This is a genomic window from Halomonas sp. AOP22-C1-8, from assembly GCF_052378905.1.
Lineage (GTDB): Bacteria > Pseudomonadota > Gammaproteobacteria > Pseudomonadales > Halomonadaceae > Vreelandella > Vreelandella citrativorans.
Genome location: NZ_JBQSYD010000025.1, coordinates 25,110 through 42,554, shown reverse-complemented (window position 1 = coordinate 42,554; position 17,445 = coordinate 25,110). Strand labels below are relative to the sequence as shown.

At 56.6% G+C, this 17,445-nt stretch carries 13 protein-coding genes; 5 read left to right on the top strand and 8 right to left on the bottom strand.

Annotated elements, in window-relative coordinates; all coding sequences use genetic code 11:
• Positions 1–5: 5 nt before the first annotated feature.
• Positions 6–686: a TIGR00153 family protein gene (locus tag ACT3TY_RS13595; protein WP_193055358.1), complete on the bottom strand. Its 681-nt coding sequence runs from the start codon at positions 684–686 to the stop codon at positions 6–8.
• 137 nt (positions 687–823) lie between these two features.
• On the opposite strand from ACT3TY_RS13595, the gene ACT3TY_RS13590 reads away from it, so the two are divergent.
• A complete protein-coding gene (locus ACT3TY_RS13590; protein ID WP_442353080.1) occupies positions 824–1,741 on the top strand; it encodes a CYTH domain-containing protein in 918 nt (305 codons plus the stop codon).
• 88 nt (positions 1,742–1,829) lie between these two features.
• Positions 1,830–2,705 (top strand): ion transporter, encoded by an 876-nt coding sequence (locus tag ACT3TY_RS13585; RefSeq protein WP_444628585.1) that lies wholly within the window; start codon positions 1,830–1,832, stop codon positions 2,703–2,705.
• An 88-nt stretch (positions 2,706–2,793) separates the two neighbouring features.
• Here ACT3TY_RS13585 and ACT3TY_RS13580 read toward each other — a convergent pair whose 3' ends face one another.
• Together ACT3TY_RS13580 and ACT3TY_RS13575 are read right to left on the bottom strand one after the other, a co-directional pair.
• Positions 2,794–3,417 (bottom strand): L-threonylcarbamoyladenylate synthase, encoded by a 624-nt coding sequence (locus ACT3TY_RS13580; RefSeq protein WP_442353078.1) that lies wholly within the window; start codon positions 3,415–3,417, stop codon positions 2,794–2,796.
• Positions 3,418–3,481: 64 nt separating this feature from the next.
• Complete coding sequence (locus ACT3TY_RS13575) at positions 3,482–4,423, bottom strand: PHP domain-containing protein (protein WP_444622335.1); 942 nt, start codon at positions 4,421–4,423, stop codon at positions 3,482–3,484.
• Positions 4,424–4,622: 199 nt separating this feature from the next.
• Here ACT3TY_RS13575 and ACT3TY_RS13570 point away from each other — a divergent pair, with 199 nt between their 5' ends.
• Positions 4,623–4,922, top strand: a complete 300-nt coding sequence (locus ACT3TY_RS13570) for a YciI family protein (protein ID WP_442353076.1) — start codon at positions 4,623–4,625, stop codon at positions 4,920–4,922.
• Positions 4,923–5,078: 156 nt separating this feature from the next.
• A complete protein-coding gene (gene mnmC / locus ACT3TY_RS13565) occupies positions 5,079–7,076 on the top strand; it encodes a bifunctional tRNA (5-methylaminomethyl-2-thiouridine)(34)-methyltransferase MnmD/FAD-dependent 5-carboxymethylaminomethyl-2-thiouridine(34) oxidoreductase MnmC (RefSeq protein WP_442353075.1) in 1,998 nt (665 codons plus the stop codon).
• Here mnmC and ACT3TY_RS13560 read toward each other — a convergent pair.
• From ACT3TY_RS13560 to ACT3TY_RS13545, 4 genes are all read right to left on the bottom strand, one after another.
• The gene (locus ACT3TY_RS13560) at positions 7,070–7,342 is read right to left on the bottom strand and encodes a YheU family protein (RefSeq protein WP_172118191.1); all 273 of its coding nucleotides are present in this window, start codon (positions 7,340–7,342) and stop codon (positions 7,070–7,072) included. The genes mnmC and ACT3TY_RS13560 overlap by 7 nt on opposite strands.
• Entirely contained in the window at positions 7,339–9,375 is a 2,037-nt protein-coding gene (gene ligA / locus ACT3TY_RS13555; RefSeq protein WP_442353074.1) for an NAD-dependent DNA ligase LigA, read from the bottom strand. Before ligA ends, ACT3TY_RS13560 begins: the two co-directional genes overlap by 4 nt.
• A gap of 108 nt (positions 9,376–9,483) precedes the next feature.
• Positions 9,484–11,238, bottom strand: a complete 1,755-nt coding sequence (gene zipA / locus ACT3TY_RS13550) for a cell division protein ZipA (RefSeq protein WP_442353073.1) — start codon at positions 11,236–11,238, stop codon at positions 9,484–9,486.
• A gap of 512 nt (positions 11,239–11,750) precedes the next feature.
• The gene (locus ACT3TY_RS13545; protein ID WP_441678008.1) at positions 11,751–12,671 is read right to left on the bottom strand and encodes a LysR family transcriptional regulator; all 921 of its coding nucleotides are present in this window, start codon (positions 12,669–12,671) and stop codon (positions 11,751–11,753) included.
• A gap of 57 nt (positions 12,672–12,728) precedes the next feature.
• Here ACT3TY_RS13545 and ACT3TY_RS13540 point away from each other — a divergent pair, with 57 nt between their 5' ends.
• Positions 12,729–13,898, top strand: coding sequence for a mandelate racemase/muconate lactonizing enzyme family protein (locus ACT3TY_RS13540; protein ID WP_444628583.1), 1,170 nt, complete (start codon positions 12,729–12,731; stop codon positions 13,896–13,898).
• A 21-nt stretch (positions 13,899–13,919) separates the two neighbouring features.
• On the opposite strand, the gene smc is transcribed toward ACT3TY_RS13540, so the two are convergent.
• Positions 13,920–17,414, bottom strand: a complete 3,495-nt coding sequence (smc, locus tag ACT3TY_RS13535) for a chromosome segregation protein SMC (protein ID WP_444628581.1) — start codon at positions 17,412–17,414, stop codon at positions 13,920–13,922.
• Positions 17,415–17,445 lie beyond the last annotated feature (31 nt).

Genomic DNA, 17,445 nt, shown 5'->3' with positions numbered 1-17,445 from the left:
TTCCCTTAGCGTGCGGTCAAAATCTGCAAGCGACTGCCTACGCGCTCAGCACGGTCAGACACTTCACCCACCCATTCGATAATCTTGTAAAGAAAGATCACATCGACGGGCGGTAGTTGGCTTTCAAGCTGAAACAGCTGGCGACGAATGGCCACCTGCTGACTATCTGCCTGGTGTTCAAGGTTATGCAGCTCACGGATCATGTTGCTCATAACATCCGCGACGTTACGCCCAAAGCCTGACTCTAAAAGCTCCATCAGCTCTTCAAGGGCCTGGCGCGCTTGGGCCACACATGCCACGCTAGTCGCCATATAATCGCGCATCGGATCAGCGAGCTCATCAGGCACGCGCATTTTACGGCCTAGCATAATGCCGGTAATGTCGCGCACCTTGTTGGCGATTTTGTCCTGGACGCTAATCAAATCCAGTAGATCAGACCGTGAAACCGGCAGAAACATGGTGCTGGGCAGGTTGAGCCGTAGATCCGTTTTCAGCACATCCGCTTCGTGTTCTAAACGGGTTACGTTTTCACGCAGCTCAGTGGCGGTATCCCAATCGCCAGCAAGCGATGCTTCAAAAAACGGTAACAGTTGGTCGGCGCATTCATTGGCCTTGACGATGTGGGCCAGCAGCGGCTGGAATGGCGAGCGGCCAAACATCGCGGAAAAAGGGTTGGAGGTAACCATAGAGCCTTTTAGCCTGTTTTCGGGGGAGCCTGGAAATGGCGACGCCAGTATAAAGAGTGCGCTCGCCGCCGTCATGAAAACTTCATATTGGTAGCAAAAATTTAACCAGTACTTCACGTTTAAGAGTGGCTATTGTCATGAAAAATGCAACACCAATCGAAGTAGAGATAAAACTTGCGCTTGCCCAAGCCAGTATTGAGGCGCTCAAGCACCACCCTTTGCTCGACACAAAAACACCGTTAATCCAGACCTTAGCCAATACCTACTTCGACACACCGACCCATGACCTGGCCAACGCACGAATCGCGGTGCGTCTTCGTCAAGTTGATGGCCGCGTGCTGCAAACGGTAAAAACGGCGGGCCAGGGGGGTGGCGGATTATCCAGCCGCCAGGAGTGGGAGTGGCCGGTCGCATGCGCTGAACTCGACCAGACAGGTCTCGCCGCACTGCCACCTTTCAGCGACGAGCCAGTCAATAATGGGCCTGCCCACAAAGTGCTCAGAGAACGACTAACGCATCTAGCCCCCATATTGCGCACCGACTTTACTCGATACAGCTGGCAGCTCGACTGGCAGGGCAGCCAGATTGAGCTGGTACTGGATGAAGGCGAAATTGAAAGTGGTGACTACCGCACGCCCATTTGTGAAGTAGAACTGGAGCTTAAAAACGGTGACCCGCAAGCGCTCTGGTCGCTGGCGATTGCGCTGGCAGAACAGGTTCCGCTTCGCCCATCTGATAGCAGCAAGGCATCGCGGGGTAACGCCTTGCGCGCCCAACAGTGGCCGCTTCCTAACGCAACGACACCTGCTGAATGGCTACACCGGGCAACGCTTGCCCTTGATGCCTACCACGACAACCAGCAGCGCCCGTTCCTAAACCTTACCCATGAGGCGCTGACCCGCTTAGCCGAACACGCATCACTGCCCGAGGACATGAAGGCCCAGGCGGCTCACCTATCCACAGCGCTAGATGACACTGGGCAACCCCGTATTGCCTATGGAGTAACGCTCCTGACGCTTTCCCATCGTTTAGCGCTGCAACGCGAGCTAAGCTAACCTTCACGTTGTTTTAGATAGATTCAAGCACGTTTGCCCATAGACCTAATCACTGTGATAAGTGATTGTTCATTTCATCAGGATCGCCATGAGTTTTAACCTGACCCCTGCCGCGGAAGGGCTTCGCACACAGCTGTTTCACGTTATTTTCGAGTCCGACACGCCCACTGCCAAGGGATTCGATATTGCGCTGATTGTGATGATTTTGGGCAGCGTCGCCGTCATTCTGCTCGGCAGTGTTCAGGAGGTTTCCCAGGAGTATGGCTGGCTTTTCTACTACCTGGAGTGGGGCTTTACGATTCTGTTCACCGTAGAGCTTGCGGTACGCATCTACTGCCTTGAACGTCCTACTATCTATCTGAAAAGCTTTTATGGCGTGGTCGATCTAATCTCCATCCTGCCAGCCTGGCTGGTACTGCTGATGCCCGGCTTTCATGCGCTGGTGATTATTCGCATACTCCGCGTGCTGCGCATTTTCCGTATCCTGCGCCTGATGGAATTTGTGGGCGAAGGACGACTGCTGATCGAAGCATTAAAGCGTAGCGTGCGCCAGGTACTGCTGTTTTTCTGCAGTATTTTTATGGTTGTCACCATGTTTGCCGCGCTGATGTATACCATCGAGTCGCCGGAAAGCGGCTTTACCAGTATTCCCATGTCGATCTACTGGGCGGTGGTCAGCGTTACCACGGTGGGGTATGGCGATATCGTACCGGGCACAGCGCTTGGCAAAGCGATTACTGTGCTTCTCATCCTGATTGGTTACTCGATTATCGCCGTGCCTACCGGCATTTTTTCAGCCCAGGTCATCCGCTCGATCCGTGAAGACCGCTACTCCGATGAAGCGTGCCCAAGATGCGGCCATGACCGTCACGAAAAAGACGCACTCTACTGCCTTCGTTGTGGCACCTGGCTGGATGAAACGACGGAAGACCCCAAAAAGGAAACGCCACCGCAAGAGCCTTAAAATCTACTGACTACTTATTAACCCCGCGTTGTGTCCTCCCCGGTTTGGGGCTGGCACAACGTGGAGAAAGGGTTGGCTTTCGAAGGGCTTAACTTTCGAAGGGAGCCGTGTCACCGCGTCCGGCACGGACAATTTTGGGCGGTAGCTCTCGCAGGTCGATGACGCTGGTGGGGTCCAGGTGGCAGGCGCCACCGTCAATAATCAGGTCCAAATGCGCTTCAAAGCGGTCACGAATTTCCTCTGGGTCGCTCATGGGAAGGTCTTCCCCCACCGGAATCAGCGTAACGCTCATTAGCGGTTCGCCAAGCGCTTGCAGTAGCGCATGAGCAATCCGGTGATCAGGTACGCGTACGCCAATGGAGCGACGTTTGGGGTGCAGCAGCAGGCGCGGGACTTCTGTCGTGGCATCCAGAATGTAGGTGTACGGTCCTGGTGTATGCGCTTTCAGCAGCCGAAACACCGCATTATCTACCTTGGCGTAGGTGCCAATTTCCGAAAGGTCCGAGCACATCAGCGTAAAGTTGTGCTTGTCATCCAGCGAGCGCAACCACTTGATCTTTTCAATAGCCTTCTTTTCGCCCAGATGACAGCCTAACGCGTAACCTGAGTCAGTGGGATAAGCCACCACACCGCCTTTGCGAATAATCTCGATCGCTTGATCAATCAGGCGCTTTTGTGGGTTTTCTGGATGAATCTGGAAATATTGGCTCATTGTCTGCTCCTGCCCGTGGGCGCGTTTCAGTCCATTAGGGTATTCGCTTTTATCAAACGCTTACTCATACCATAGCTGACGCAGCGGCTAATGGACCAGCGGGGGCATCGCGTAAATGCGCTAAGCGAGGGTGCTGCCAAATGGGCGGCGCGGCCGTGCGCGGCACCATGCTCATGCTGCCTGGTGCGGCGTGGCTGCCGGGAAAGTGGAAGTCGCTGCCTAACGAGGCATAAAGCCCACGCTCGACCATTTGACGGGCAAGGTCCCTTGTGACATCCGGATTCTGCTGGCCGCTGACCAATTCAACCGCGTCACCGCCTGCGGCCTGAAAGGTATCCATTAACTGCCCTCGCTTACGCCGGGTTAAGCCGTAGCGTAAAGGATGCGCAATCACCGCAACGCCACCAGAGGCCACCACCCACTCGACGACTTCGCTGATTTCTGGCCAGTGAGCTTTAACATCGCCTTTTTTACCGCTGCCCAGGTAGCGTTTAAACGCAGTGGCCCAATCGGCCACAACCCCCTCGGCCACTAACGCGCGGGCAAAATCAGGTCGACCTAACGGGCGGTCACTACCTGCCTGCTCACGGGCTTTTTCCAAAGCATTTTTAAGGCCCACTTTCTCTAACCGCTCGGCGATCACTTCAGCGCGCTGAATACGCGCCTGGCGCTGCTGTTCAAGCCCTTCAATCAGCAGGCCTTGCAGGCCACCGGGCATCAGCGCCACTACGTGGATGTTGATGCCTTGCCAGCGAGTGGATAACTCACAGCCGGGCACCAGGCATAGCCCGGCTTGTATCGCCGCCTTCCCGGCCTCGTCGATGCCGTCCATGGTGTCATGGTCCGTCAACGCCATGTGGGTAAGGCCGCGCGCTGCGCACAGCGACACTAACTCCGTGGGGGTTAACGCGCCATCCGACGCCGTTGAGTGCATATGCAGGTCAGCCGTGTAGCGCTGATCGGCATCAAACACCGCAGGAAGTAACGTTGCAGGAAGTAGAGGCATGGGCATGACGTCATGTGGCGAGTTTGTCAGAATAGGGATGTCTACCACGAACAGTCATAATGTGCTGTGTTCAAAAGACCTGGTGTTCACAGCGCTGCGCGTGGGACGATTTACAAACGCTCGCCATGGTGCGCGCTTATGTGGATGCGGTCAATGCTGCATAGGGCGCTTTACTGCATGCTTTTAAGGAGTTATCCCCATGCTCTACGCCATTATTAGTGAAGATGTATCGAATAGCCTTGAACGCCGCCTGGCGGCCCGCCCGGACCACTTGGCGCGCTTGGAAGCACTACGCGATGAAGGTCGCTTGGTGCTCGCAGGCCCGCACCCCGCTGCTGATACTGAAAACCCCGGCGACGCGGGTTTTAGCGGCAGCCTGGTGGTGGCTGAATTCGACAGTCTGGAAGCCGCTCAGGGCTGGGCTGACGCCGACCCATACATCATTGCAGGTGTCTATGCCAAGGTAATTGTTAAGCCGTTCAAGAAAGTTTTGCCTTGACCGATTAGGGCGAGTGTGGAGGGTCCGCCTGCTAATTCACAGAGCCTGTGGAAAACTCTGTGCAAACCCGGCGGACGCTTTTCGCTAAGCCAGAGATAGCGCCCTGATTAACAAATTGACTACTTTTTAACCACTTCTGTCATTACGGATATCTGCGTGCCTCAACGCCTTACTGATTTACCCCCTTTAACGGCGTTAAGCGCGCCATTGCTCACCTGGAGTGACACTTCACCGCACTCGGATGATTTTGATGACGTGTATTTTTCCCGTGAGGGCGGTCTTGAAGAAACCGAGCACGTTTTTTTAAATACCAACCGCTTGCCTGAGCGATTTGCCGCTTGGAAAAACACGCGCGCCTTTGTGATCGGGGAAACCGGCTTTGGCACGGGGCTTAATATGCTGTGCGCCTGGGCCTGTTTTGAGCAGCACGCGCCCGCCGGGGCACGGCTGCATTTTTTATCCACAGAAAAATATCCTCTGGATCAGGTATCGCTTGGGCGCGCCCTACGCGCCTGGCCGTCGCTTGCCGGTTATTCACAGCTGCTTTGCGAGCAGTGGCCCTCACCGGTTAGCGGCGTACACCGCCTGCACCTGAGCGACCGCGTGACGCTGGATCTGCATTATGGCGATACCACCGAGCGGCTGACGCTGTTAGATGGCCAGGTCGATGCCTGGTTTCTGGACGGCTTTGCGCCTTCTAAAAATCCACAAATGTGGCAGCCCGAGCTGTTTGAAGCCATGGCGGCGCGCTCTCGACCGGGGGCCACCTTTGCCACGTTCACCTGTGCGGGCATTGTTAAGCGGGGCTTGAAAGCGGCAGGCTTTAGCTGGAAAAAAGTCCCGGGCTGCGGGCGTAAGCGCGAAATACTGGCAGGCATGATTGACACACCGCCTACCGATAAGCGCCGTGAGGCAACGCCCTGGTTTACGCCGCCAGCGCCTCTCCCCACGCAGCAGGTGGCGGTTATCGGAGCAGGGATCGCCGGGTGCAGCGTGGCGGCAGCGCTTGCCAAGCGTGGCGTTAATGTGACGGTGATCGAACGCGAAGCACCCGGCGCAGGCGGCTCGGGTAATCGCCAAGGGGCGCTTTATGTGAAGCTTGCGGCCGACACCAACTACCAAAGCCGGTTTTATCTTTCCGGCCTTTTATACAGCCAGCGCTGGCTTAATCAGCTAAAGGTTCCGACGCTTTGGCAGCCCTGCGGCGTCGTGCAACTGGCCACCAACGCGAAAGAGGCCAAGCGCCAGCAGCGCTTTAGCGAGCAGCATTCGCTTCCCGAAAGCGTGGTGTCGCCGCTTACCCAAGGGTTGAGTGAGAAAGCCGGTGTGGCCATTGAAGCCAAACACGCCCTGTTTTACCCACATGCAGGCTGGGTGCGGCCCAAAGCGTTATGTGAGCACTTACTCCAAACGCCTAATATCACGCTGAGACAGGGCGATGTTACGTCCCTTAAGCGTGAAGACAAGAGCTGGCAGCTCGCACTTTCTGATGGAAATACGATAAGTGCAGACCAGGTGGTGATTGCAAGCGCTCACTACGCCAATATGTATGCTCAGACGGCCAATCTGCCGCTCCAACAGGTGCGCGGCCAGGTCAGTGAGGTGAGGCTTCCCGCCGGCGTAAAAGGCCCGGAGCGGGTGGTATGCGCCGGTGGCTATGTGTCGCCCGCCATTGAAGGGGTGCTTACGTTTGGGGCAAGCTTCGTGCCCAACAATGCTTCTACCGAAGTGACCGATTCCGACCACCAGCGCAATATTGACGAGCTTCGCCAAACGCTTCCAGCGCTGGTGGCAGAACTTGAAAGCGCAGGCACCTACCTGACTCCACAGGCGCTTGAAGGGCGTGCGGCGGTACGTGCAGCCAGCCCTGATAAAACGCCCTATGCAGGCCCAGTCCCCAATGCCTCGGTCTGGCAGTCAGACTATGCCGTGCTGGCAAAAGATGCCTCGCGGGTGCCAAATGCCCCCGGGGAGCACTACCCAGGGTTGTGGATATCTACCGCCCACGGCTCTCGCGGGCTTTCCAGTGCGCCGTTATGCGCCGAGCTTATTGCCTCCCGGCTGCTTGACGACCCCATGCCGCTTGAGGCTCAGTTGGTCGACCATCTTCATCCTGGGCGACGTATTATCAGCGCGATTATTCGCGGTCAGTAGTCACCCTCTTCCTCATCATCTGCCAGATCACGACCGAAGGAACGCCACTGCGCCAGGGTCATTACTTCGGTCATTTCAAGCTTGAGGTCATGGGCAATAATCAGCTCACTGCGCGCCAACTGCTGTTTAAGCTCGTCGACCCACCCTTTCATCCCCGTGCCGGTATCGGTGGTGTCATAACCCTGCCGGGTAACAAACGCCTCCAGCAACGCATCGAGGGTTTCCGGCGGCAACATGCGGGCGGGTACTTCGATGAAACGGCTCATTCGCTCTGCTCCCACTGCGCAAGGCGTTCAATAAAGGTGGCTTCATCCACAACCTCTACGCCCAGCTGTTCCGCTTTGGTTAACTTACTACCGGCCGCTTCACCGGCGACCAGCGCCGTGGTCTTTTTCGAAACGCTACCCGCTACTTTGGCGCCAAGCGCCTGTAGCCGAGCCTTGCCCTCGTCACGGGTCATGCTTTCCATGGCGCCCGTCAGTACCCAGGTTTGACCTTCTAGCGGTCTAGGGCCTTGGGTAACGTCGGCTTCCTGCCAGGTGACGCCTGCCTCAATCAAGGCAGCCAGGGTCTCCTGGTTATGGGGCTGGCGGAAAAAGGTATGCACGTGGGCCGCCACAATGGGGCCAACATCGTTGACCGCCTCAAGCGCTGCCTGTTCGGCTGCTTGAAGCGCTTGCAACGTTCCAAAATGGCTCGCCAAGTTGGCAGCGGTGGCCTCCCCCACTTCACGAATGCCCAACGCGTAGATAAACCGAGCGAGCGTCGTATGACGAGCTTTATCCAGCGCGTTGACCAGATTAATGGACGATTTTTCGCCCATACGCGGCAAGCTCTGCCATTGCTCAACCGTCAGGTGAAACAGGTCGGCAGGTGTTTTCACCCAATCCAGCTCTACCAGTTGGTCGATCAGTTTGACGCCTAGGCCATCTACATCCAGGGCCTTGCGGCTGGAGAAGTGTTTGAGCGCTTCTTTACGCTGGGCAGCGCAGAAAAGCCCACCCGAGCAGCGCGCTACCGCTTCGCCTGCCACGCGTTCGATATCCGAACCGCACACCGGGCAGTGCTCGGGGAACACAATCGGCTGCGCGTCTATTGGACGTTTTTCCTTATCGACCCGGACCACTTGGGGAATCACATCGCCTGCGCGGCGAATAGCTACTGTATCGCCAATCATGACATCCAGGCGGGTGATTTCATCAGCGTTGTGCAGCGTCGCGTTGGATACGGTAACGCCTGCGACGCTAACGGGCTCAAGCCTTGCCACTGGCGTGATGGCACCCGTACGGCCTACCTGAAACTCAACGTCGTTAAGCGTGGTGATCTCTTCCTGAGCGGGGTACTTAAACGCCGTTGCCCAGCGGGGAGCGCGAGCCACAAACCCAAGTTCACGCTGATAGCGCAGTGCATTCACCTTGATCACCACGCCGTCGATGTCGTAGCCCAACTGGTCGCGCTTCTCACCCAACTGCTCGCAATACTCAACGACCGCCTGCGGGCCAGTCAACACCTTTAGCTCCGCGCTGGCGCGAAAGCCCAGCGTTACCAGTCGATCCATTAGTGCGCTATGCGTGGTGTCGCCCATGTCCGGTTCCAGACGCGCCGCCTGATAGGCATGAAACTCCAACGGGCGGGTAGCAGTAATCTCGGGGTTCAACTGACGTAAACTACCGGCAGCGGCGTTACGCGGGTTGGCAAATACCTTACTGCCCTCCTCGCGTGCACGCTCGTTAAGCGCTTCAAACCCCTGGTGGCGCATGATGACTTCACCGCGCACTTCCAAAAGCTCAGGGATCTGCTTGCCCATTAGCTTTAAAGGCACCGAGCGCAGCGTACGCAGGTTAGAGGTAATGCCTTCCCCAGTGCGGCCATCGCCACGGGTGGCGCCACTCACCAGCACGCCCTGCTCATACACCAGCGATACCGCAGCGCCATCAAGCTTCGGTTCACAGGTAAACTCAACGTCATCTGCTGCGCACTCCAAGCGCTCTGCGACGCGCTCAGCAAAGGCCACGATGTCGCCGCCGCTAAACGCGTTATCCAGCGAGAGCATGGGGATGGCGTGGGCGACCGAAGGAAACCCATCAGCAGGGGCCGCACCCACGCGCTGAGTCGGTGAATCCGGAGAGACGAGCGTTGGGTTTTCAGCTTCCAGCTGCTTTAAGCGTTGCAGTCTCCGGTCGTAGTCAGCGTCTGATAACGTTGGCTCATCCAATACGTAGTAACGGTAGTTGGCTTCATCAAGCTCGGCGCGCAGCTGGGTGACTGCTTCCAGCACTTGGGGGTCAGGCTGACTCATTAACGTTGGTTTCCATCGTACGGGCTAAAATCAATCACAAAAAGACACATCCTGGAACAAAAACACCCGCCTTCTGCAAGAAGGCGGGTGTTTAACAGCAAGCGCTACTTAGTGGGCTTGCATGTGGCGATGCAGGCGGTGGCGGCGTTCAAACTCATGCACCCGCTGGCGGGCAAACTCAATGGTTTGAGCCGTCATGACGCTACGATTCTCATCCTTCAGCTCGCCACTCATATGGCGAACCACGACCATAGCGGTTTCCACCATGGCTTCAAAGGCTGCAGAGCTGTCGACCGCTCCTGGCAAGGGCATCAGAAAGGTGATCCCTGGCGTTACAAACTCACCCATCTCTTCAATAGGGAATGTGCCGGGTTTAACAACGTTAATCATTGAGAACTGAAGTTCGCTGTCGTCACTTTCTGTTTCAAAGCGGTGGAACACACCCATGGCACGGCTGTAGCGTAGGCCGCACGCCATAATGAGATCCAGCAACTTGCTGCCATCGAAGCCTTCCGGGTCCCGGGAGAGCACGCTGATAACCACCACCTCATCGGCGTTGGTCAATGTTTCTTTGGCATGTTCACCCGGCACATCATGACGCAACGCTTTTTCAAGCGTTGGGTGAGCACGTACGACATTATCACGCGAGCCACGCACCGGCGCTTCATCGTAGGCTTCATAGTCATCGTACTGATCCGCTGATGTTTCATGCGCATAAGCAGGTTCAGACTCGTCATGGCGTGCAGCGGCCCGTTGCGCTTCCGCAGCAATTTCGGCGGCTTCGCGGGCTTCGGCCTGTTCCTGGGCAATGCGGGCTTTTTCTGCCTCGGCAGCTTCTTTTGCTTCACGGCGCTGCTCGGCTTCAAGCGCTTTGCGCTCTGCTTTCAGCTTGGCGGCGGCTTCAGCACGCTTGGCCTTTTCAGCTTTCTTACGGGCTTTTTCCTGACGACGCTGTATCAGGCGACGTTTAAGCGAGCGGCCCATACCCTCAAAATCGACCAGTCGATACTCATCAACGGCATCATCATCCAGCTCGTCATACTCGCCGGCCGTATCTTCACGCAGTTGACGACGCTTGGGCGCCCTGGCCGAAGCGGCATCTTCTGGCTCTGCACGCAACACAGGATCGGCGTCTGTTTCAACAGCGAGGACCGGCTCAGCGGGGCTCTCCTTATTCACCGCGACGGATTCATTCACCGCGACAGGCTCTTCTTTCGCAGCAACGGACTCTTCGTTGGCAGTAGATAGGGAGATAGACGGCTCTCCAGTGTGTGGCTTGCTTTGGGTTGGCACTTGCTCGGCAATAGGCGCATGCGCTTCTGACGCTGTTTTGTCTACCGGCTGAGTGTTAACAGGATTGGCTTGTGCCGTTGGCTGGGGTTCAACCTGGCTCACGTCAGCTGGAGCGTCGCTATTCGGGAAGATGCTTGGCTCTCGACGATCAATGTCAGCCGGGCGTGCTTTAGGCGCAGCGGCCTGGCGCTGAGGCTGTGCAGATGCTGCTGTATCCACTGGCGGAGCAGTCGCTTTACGCTTAGGGACCGCATTGGCAAAGGAGCGCCTAAATTCGGATAGCACTCTGGAAGGCCCTGGATGGTCTTGACGTTCCAACTTGGGTTTCGCGCCGACCCCACTATAGTCCGCAGGTTTAACGACACGTGCGCCACCGTTCGGAAGCTCCCAGCTAATTTCGGCTTCTTTAGCCTCATCATCCAGCTCGGTTAGCTTCGCCTCGGGAAGGTCCTTAACCGCCTGGTCCAGACGAGGGACGCGCCGCTGGCGTTGGAGTCGTCGCACACCGTCGACTACGATGAGCGACACCAACGCCAGTCCTAAAATGATTAACCATTCTCTTAGTTCCATGTCGAACATTCCATGGGTCATTTAACCGGTTACTAAAGCGCCATACCTGAGTGAAAACCTTTCAGGTGGTAAATAAATACCACTAGCATAGCGCGGTTACTATAAATAGAGCCATTTTTTAGCGATTTCTACGTTATGGCACAGTTCCTAAGCACAGTTCCTAAGTACAGTTCCTGACGTTTTCTAAGCAATATTGACGTTCATCGTGATCAGACTCAGTTGCTATTATTCAGGTCGTGAATCTGCTCTTTAATCCTGGTGTATATGTACTGCATCTATCTTACTTAATGTTTACTTAATTCTTAAAGCGAAGCGAGCTTAACAACCAACCTGCCACTACTGTATATAAAAACAGCAAAAGGCTTTAATCCAGCTCAGCCACACTAGTTCAAGGTAAATCTACCATAGCATTAACCACAATTTTATAATGATCAATATAGATAAGTTGAGCGTTTTTACACATTTTTTTATTATTTCTACTCAATTTGTTAACAGTTGTAGCAGTTATTTGCTTAACCGTTGGACAGCTTTTGCCAGAATGCGTTCGCAAAGTGGCTGGCTAATACACGTGGTCGGGTCAGATGTATTTCTAACGGTATATCCCACGAATCATCCAATGCACGCACTAACCGACCATCGCTAATCTCTTGTTCTGAAAGGCTTTTAGGTATCCATGCCAAGCCTTTATTTTCCAATACCATGGACATCAACACCGCGGCCAAGTGGCTGGTAAAGCGAGGCGCACTTATAAGAGAGGTGGCATTTTCATTAAGCCAGTGGTTAACAACACGGCCTAATCCCGAAGCATCGGTATATCCCAGGTAAGGCAACACTTCCAGGCACTGAGAACTGCTTAATTCTTTTCCCACCAGTGGAATCAGCGAATCCTCGCCCACCTTTATACTCTCAAACTGGTCAGGCGATAACCGTGAGGGAACAGCGCAATGCCGATGGCTTAACAAGAACTGGCAGTCACCTTGTAACAACAACTGCTCACACGTGGACATTGTATCCGAGTGAAGGCGCACGGCCTCCATGGGCGCTCCCTGCTCCAGGGCTCTTATCCAACGGGGGAAGAACGTAAATGACAGCGAGTGCGTCGCTGCAAATTGCAACGTTCGGGTCGCTTCCCCGGCAATTTGCTGTGCTTCAGCCCGCAAGCGGTACAGTCGGCCAATCGCGTCAAACGCGCTGGCCTGTATGTGCTTACCGGCGTCGGTGAGCGTGGTGCCCTGTGGGGTGCGAATAAACAGGCTAACGCCCATCCACTGTTCAAACGCGCGGATCCGTCGGCTGAACGCGGGCTGGGTAATATGTCGGGCGTTTGCAGCACGTACAAAACTGCCGTGCTCGGCAAGGGCGGTAAAGTCTTCTAACCAGACGAGTTCCATGGGGCAATGCCGTTTCAGCATGGGAGCACCTAGTAATAGCATTGGGCAGCCCTCCTTGTCACGCATAGGGTTAAGCACTTAACCACCAAGGAGCTTGCCATGCGTATTGTGGATATTCGCGAGAAAACCGTTTCGATTGCCTCCCCGATTGCCAACGCTTATATCGATTTTTCCAAAATGACCTGTTCGGTCGTGGCCGTCATCACTGATGTGATACGCGACGGTAAACCCGTGATTGGCTACGGTTTTAACTCCAACGGGCGCTATGGCCAGGGAGCGCTCATGCGTGACCGCTTTCTGGATAGAATCACCGAGGCCAACCCCGACACGCTCATTGATCACGCCCGCGACAACCTGGACCCGTTTGCTATCTGGGACACCCTGATGAAGAACGAAAAGCCCGGCGGGCATGGCGAGCGCTCGGTCGCGGTAGGCACGATCGACATGGCAATTTGGGATGCAGTCGCCAAAATTGAGGGCAAACCGCTCTACCAGCTGCTTGCCGAGCGTTATCGAAACGGCCAAGCCGACGATAAGGTCTGGGTGTATGCGGCTGGCGGCTACTACTACCCTGGTAAAGACCACACCAGGCTGCAGGACGAAATGCGCAGCTACCTGGCGCGTGGCTACAACGTGGTAAAAATGAAGATTGGCGGCGCATCGCTTGAGGAAGATATTCGGCGTATCGAAGCCGTGCTTGAAGTTGTTGGCGATGGCAGCCGCCTGGCGGTAGATGCTAACGGGCGCTTTGACCTGAAAACGGCAATCGCTTACGCCGAAGCGCTGAAGCCTTATAACCTCTTCTGGTACGAAGAAGCCGGTGACCCGCTGGATTACGCGCTTCAGGCGGAGCTTGCCAACCACTATGAATTACCCATGGCGACCGGCGAAAACCTGTTCTCGCACCAGGACGCCCGCAACCTGCTACGCCATGGCGGCATGCGTGCCGACCGCGATTTCGTGCAGTTCGACTGCGCCCTCTCCTACGGGCTGGTGGAGTACATGCGCACGCTGAACGTGATGGATGAGTTTGGCTGGTCATCACGCCGCGTCGTACCCCACGGTGGTCACCAAATGTCACTGAATATCGCCGCTGGCTTACACCTGGGCGGCAACGAATCCTATCCGGATGTCTTCCAGCCGTTTGGTGGCTTCGCTGACGGCATTCAGGTTGAAAATGGCTACGTCGGCCTGCCCGATATTCCGGGCGTAGGCTTTGAAGCCAAATCCAGGCTGTATGCAGTGATGCGCGAGCTGGGCGAAGGCTAAGAAAATTCTGCCTTAATTCGCCTAGTCCACCAGCGCTGCGGCTTCATCAATCCCCACCGATACCAGGCGCGACACGCCGGGTTCCTGCATGGTCACCCCCATCAGGCGCTCGGCGGCTTCCATGGCAATCTTGTTGTGGGTGATATAGATGAACTGAACGTTTTCCGACATCTCTTTTACGAGCTTGGCGTATCGCCCCACGTTGGCATCATCCAGCGGCGCGTCAACTTCATCGAGCATACAGAACGGCGCAGGGTTGAGCTGGAAGATCGAGAACACCAACGAAAGCGCAGTCAGCGCTTTTTCCCCACCGGAGAGCAGATGAATCGTGCTGTTCTTCTTGCCCGGTGGACGCGCCATGATCGCCACCCCGGTTTCCAGAAGATCATCACCGGTAAGCGTTAGCCAGGCCGCCCCACCGCCAAACACGCGGGGAAAGAGCTCCTGCAAACCGCTATTCACTTGATCAAACGTTTCCTTGAAACGTACCCGCGTTTCCTGGTCGATACGCTTGATCGCTCGCTCCAGGGTTTCCAGCGCTTCGGTCAGTTCGGCGTGCTGGGCTTCCAAATAGTTGCGTCGCTCGGCCTGCTGGTCGTACTCCTCAATCGCTGCCAGATTAATGGCGCCCAGGCGGCGTATCTTCTCGCCAGTGCTTTCCAAACGCTCCTGCCAAACCTGCTCACTGGCATCGCTTGGCAGGTTCTCGGCCAGGGCATCGGCGTCATGCCCCAGTTCGGCCAGTTGCTCATCTTGCGTGGCCGCTTTTAGCGCCAGCGCCTGAACATCCATACGCCGCTGCTGAAGCTGCTCGCGGCTCTGTTCAAGATTGCGTTCGTGCTGCTGGCGGGCCAGCTCATCATTGCGCAGCTGTTCTGTCAGCGACTGGGCCTGCTGGCGCGTTTCGTTAAGGCGGCGCTCCTGCTGCTCACGCTGATGTAGTAGCTCTTCAAGCTCTTCACCGGCCAACTCGTCCGGCTCAAGTAGCGTTTCCCGTGACTCTTCTAGCTCTGCTATGCGTAGCGTCAAGCGCTCTTCGCTTTCGCTGGAGCGCGTCTGCTGGGCGCGCAAACTACTCCGCTCAGCGGTTAACCGTTCACGCTCTAATGCCAACGTCTGCTGCTGTGCTTTTAACGGGCCGTGTTGCTGAGTCAGTTGGTCGCGCTGTTCGCGCTGGCGGCCACGCTGCTCGCTGGCCTCTTCGCGTGCTTGTGCAGTGGTTTCCAGCGTTTCCATCGCCACGTGCCAGCGGGCACGCTGCTCCTCCAGGGTAAGCGTTAACGCCGCTTCATCCTCTTGCAGTTGCCCAAGCTCCGCATCAAGCTCGGTGGCCCGGCTCTCCAAATGCTCCAGCTTTTGGGCAGCGCTACGCTCTTTAATGGCCAACTGCTGAACGCTTGCAGCATGGCCACGCTCCTGCTCAGCCTGCTGTTCACGGGAAAGCTCCAGGGCTTCAATAGTCTCACTGGTCGTTTCGCACTGTTCTTCAGCCAGCGCCAGCGCTTCTTCATCCTGCTCGCGCAGGGCGTCCAGCTCCTTGAAACGGCGCCGCGTTACCAGTAAGGCATCAACGCCTTCGCCATTGGCCTGCTGATGCAGCCAGCCGCGCCCCCGCCAAACGCCGTCACGGCTAACAACGCTTTCTCCCGCTGCAAGGCCGGGCGCAAGCTGCTCAGCCTCGGCGCCGGACTCAACGTAGTGAATACTTGCTAACCATGCACCTATCGCACCAGCGCCGCTTACCAGTGAATCCAGCCGCTGGCCCTGGGTTGAAGCGGCGGGCGCTTGCTCATCAATCAAACACCAGTCGGTAGCCAGCGCCTGCGGCAGTGCGGCAAGCTGGTGGCTTGCGACCAGGCGAGCATTCAACCAGGGCGCCAACAGCCAGGAAATGACCGTCTCCCAACCGGGTGTCACGCTGAGGGTTTCACCCAGGCGGGGGGCATTACTTAGCCCGTGGGTTGCCAGGGTTGCTTCCATGTCCGGGTCATGGTCGGCCAGCGCGGCATCCATCAAGGTTTGCAGCGAGGCCAGCTCACCCTGGCGCTGGCTCAATTCAGCGCGTTTATCATCACGGGTAAGCGTTGCCTGTTGATAACGCTGTTTGGCATCGCTGTACTGCTGCTGCCACTGTTCACGCGTTTGGGTGAAGGCTTCGGAACGCTCTTCAGCTTCTTCCAACTGTGCCTGGAACTGAGCGTGCTCTTCGCGTAGCGCGCTCAAGTCCGCCAAATCGCCGCGCTGCTGGCGCCGCCGCTGGCTCTCTGCCTGTAAGCGTTGAATACGCTGCTCTAAATCGCGTAGCTGGTCCTGGCTGCGGTCGGCTTCGCGGCTGGCATCGCGCCAGCGGTTTTCGGCGTCCGACCACTGCTGCTCGGCGGCTTCCATGGCGGGGGTAGCATCGGCCAAGGCCTGTTCCAGGGCGTCCAGCTGCTCTTCCAGCACTTCGTGTTCGGGCGCCAGATCCTCAAAGCGTTCGTCGATGGCGGCAAGACGCTCTCGGTCGCCTTCGCTCACCAGGCGTTGCTCATCCAGCTCGCGCCGTGCAGTGGCAATATCGTTGGCTAGCTGGGACTCACGGCTACGCCGGTGAGCCTGGTCCTGCTCTAGCCGTGCAATGCGCGTGGTGGTTTCAAAAAACTGCTGCTGATGGCGTTCCAACACCTCGGCCAGCTCATCGTGCTGCTCGCGGGCTTGCTCCAGGCGGGTTTCGCACTGGCGTACGCCAAACACATCTTTTTCAACTGAGATTTCCAGCTCGCGAACCCGGCTCTCCTGCTGCGACTGCTCTGCCCGCAAGGTGCGCCCGCGTAGCAGTGCCAGCTCGCCTTTAAGCCGGTACTCCTGCTGCTTTAACTCCTGATAGCGTTTGGCCGCTTCGGCCTGGCGCTTTAAGCGCTCAAGCTGTTTATCCAGCTCCTCGCGAATATCGTCCAAACGCTCAAGGTTTTCCTGGGTGCGCCGCATACGATTTTCGGTTTCGCGGCGGCGCTCCTTGTATTTGGAAATGCCCGCGGCTTCTTCAAGCGTTGAACGCAAATCATCGGGGCGAGCTTCAATCAATCGCGAGATCATGCCCTGGCCTATAATCGCATAGGAGCGCGGGCCAAGCCCGGTGCCCATAAACAGGTCGGCGATATCCCGTCGACGGCACTTTTGGCCATTGAAGAAGTAGTTGGACTGGCCGTCGCGGGTCACTAACCGTTTGACCACGATTTCCGCGTATTGGGCATACACGCCACCCATGGTGCCGTCGCGATTGTCGAACTTGAGCTCAATAGACGCCTGGCTCACCGGTTTGCGCCCGGTCGAACCATTAAAGATAACGTCGGCCATGGACTCGCCACGCAGGGTTTTAGCGGAGGACTCGCCCATCACCCAGCGCACGGCGTCGATAATATTGGACTTGCCACAGCCATTGGGGCCGACAATCGCGGTCATATTACCGTCGAAGGGCACCGTGACCGGATCGACAAACGACTTGAATCCAACAAGGCGGATAGAGGTTAAGCGCATGCCAATCCTACAAAAAATTATTTATAAACAT

Excerpts from the sequence above, each read along its gene's own strand:
- ACT3TY_RS13575 (WP_444622335.1), bottom strand. The coding sequence starts at position 4,423 with ATGCCTCTACTTCCTGCAACGTTACTTCCTGCGGTGTTTGATGCCGAT.
- ligA (WP_442353074.1), bottom strand. The coding sequence starts at position 9,375 with ATGAGTCAGCCTGACCCCCAAGTGCTGGAAGCAGTCACCCAGCTGCGC.
- ACT3TY_RS13540 (WP_444628583.1), top strand. The coding sequence starts at position 12,729 with ATGCGTATTGTGGATATTCGCGAGAAAACCGTTTCGATTGCCTCCCCG.
- ACT3TY_RS13590 (WP_442353080.1), top strand. The coding sequence starts at position 824 with ATGAAAAATGCAACACCAATCGAAGTAGAGATAAAACTTGCGCTTGCC.
- zipA (WP_442353073.1), bottom strand. The coding sequence starts at position 11,238 with ATGGAACTAAGAGAATGGTTAATCATTTTAGGACTGGCGTTGGTGTCG.
- ACT3TY_RS13570 (WP_442353076.1), top strand. The coding sequence starts at position 4,623 with ATGCTCTACGCCATTATTAGTGAAGATGTATCGAATAGCCTTGAACGC.
- ACT3TY_RS13560 (WP_172118191.1), bottom strand. The coding sequence starts at position 7,342 with ATGAGCCGTTTCATCGAAGTACCCGCCCGCATGTTGCCGCCGGAAACC.
- ACT3TY_RS13545 (WP_441678008.1), bottom strand. The coding sequence starts at position 12,671 with ATGCTATTACTAGGTGCTCCCATGCTGAAACGGCATTGCCCCATGGAA.
- ACT3TY_RS13585 (WP_444628585.1), top strand. The coding sequence starts at position 1,830 with ATGAGTTTTAACCTGACCCCTGCCGCGGAAGGGCTTCGCACACAGCTG.
- ACT3TY_RS13580 (WP_442353078.1), bottom strand. The coding sequence starts at position 3,417 with ATGAGCCAATATTTCCAGATTCATCCAGAAAACCCACAAAAGCGCCTG.
- smc (WP_444628581.1), bottom strand. The coding sequence starts at position 17,414 with ATGCGCTTAACCTCTATCCGCCTTGTTGGATTCAAGTCGTTTGTCGAT.
- ACT3TY_RS13595 (WP_193055358.1), bottom strand. The coding sequence starts at position 686 with ATGGTTACCTCCAACCCTTTTTCCGCGATGTTTGGCCGCTCGCCATTC.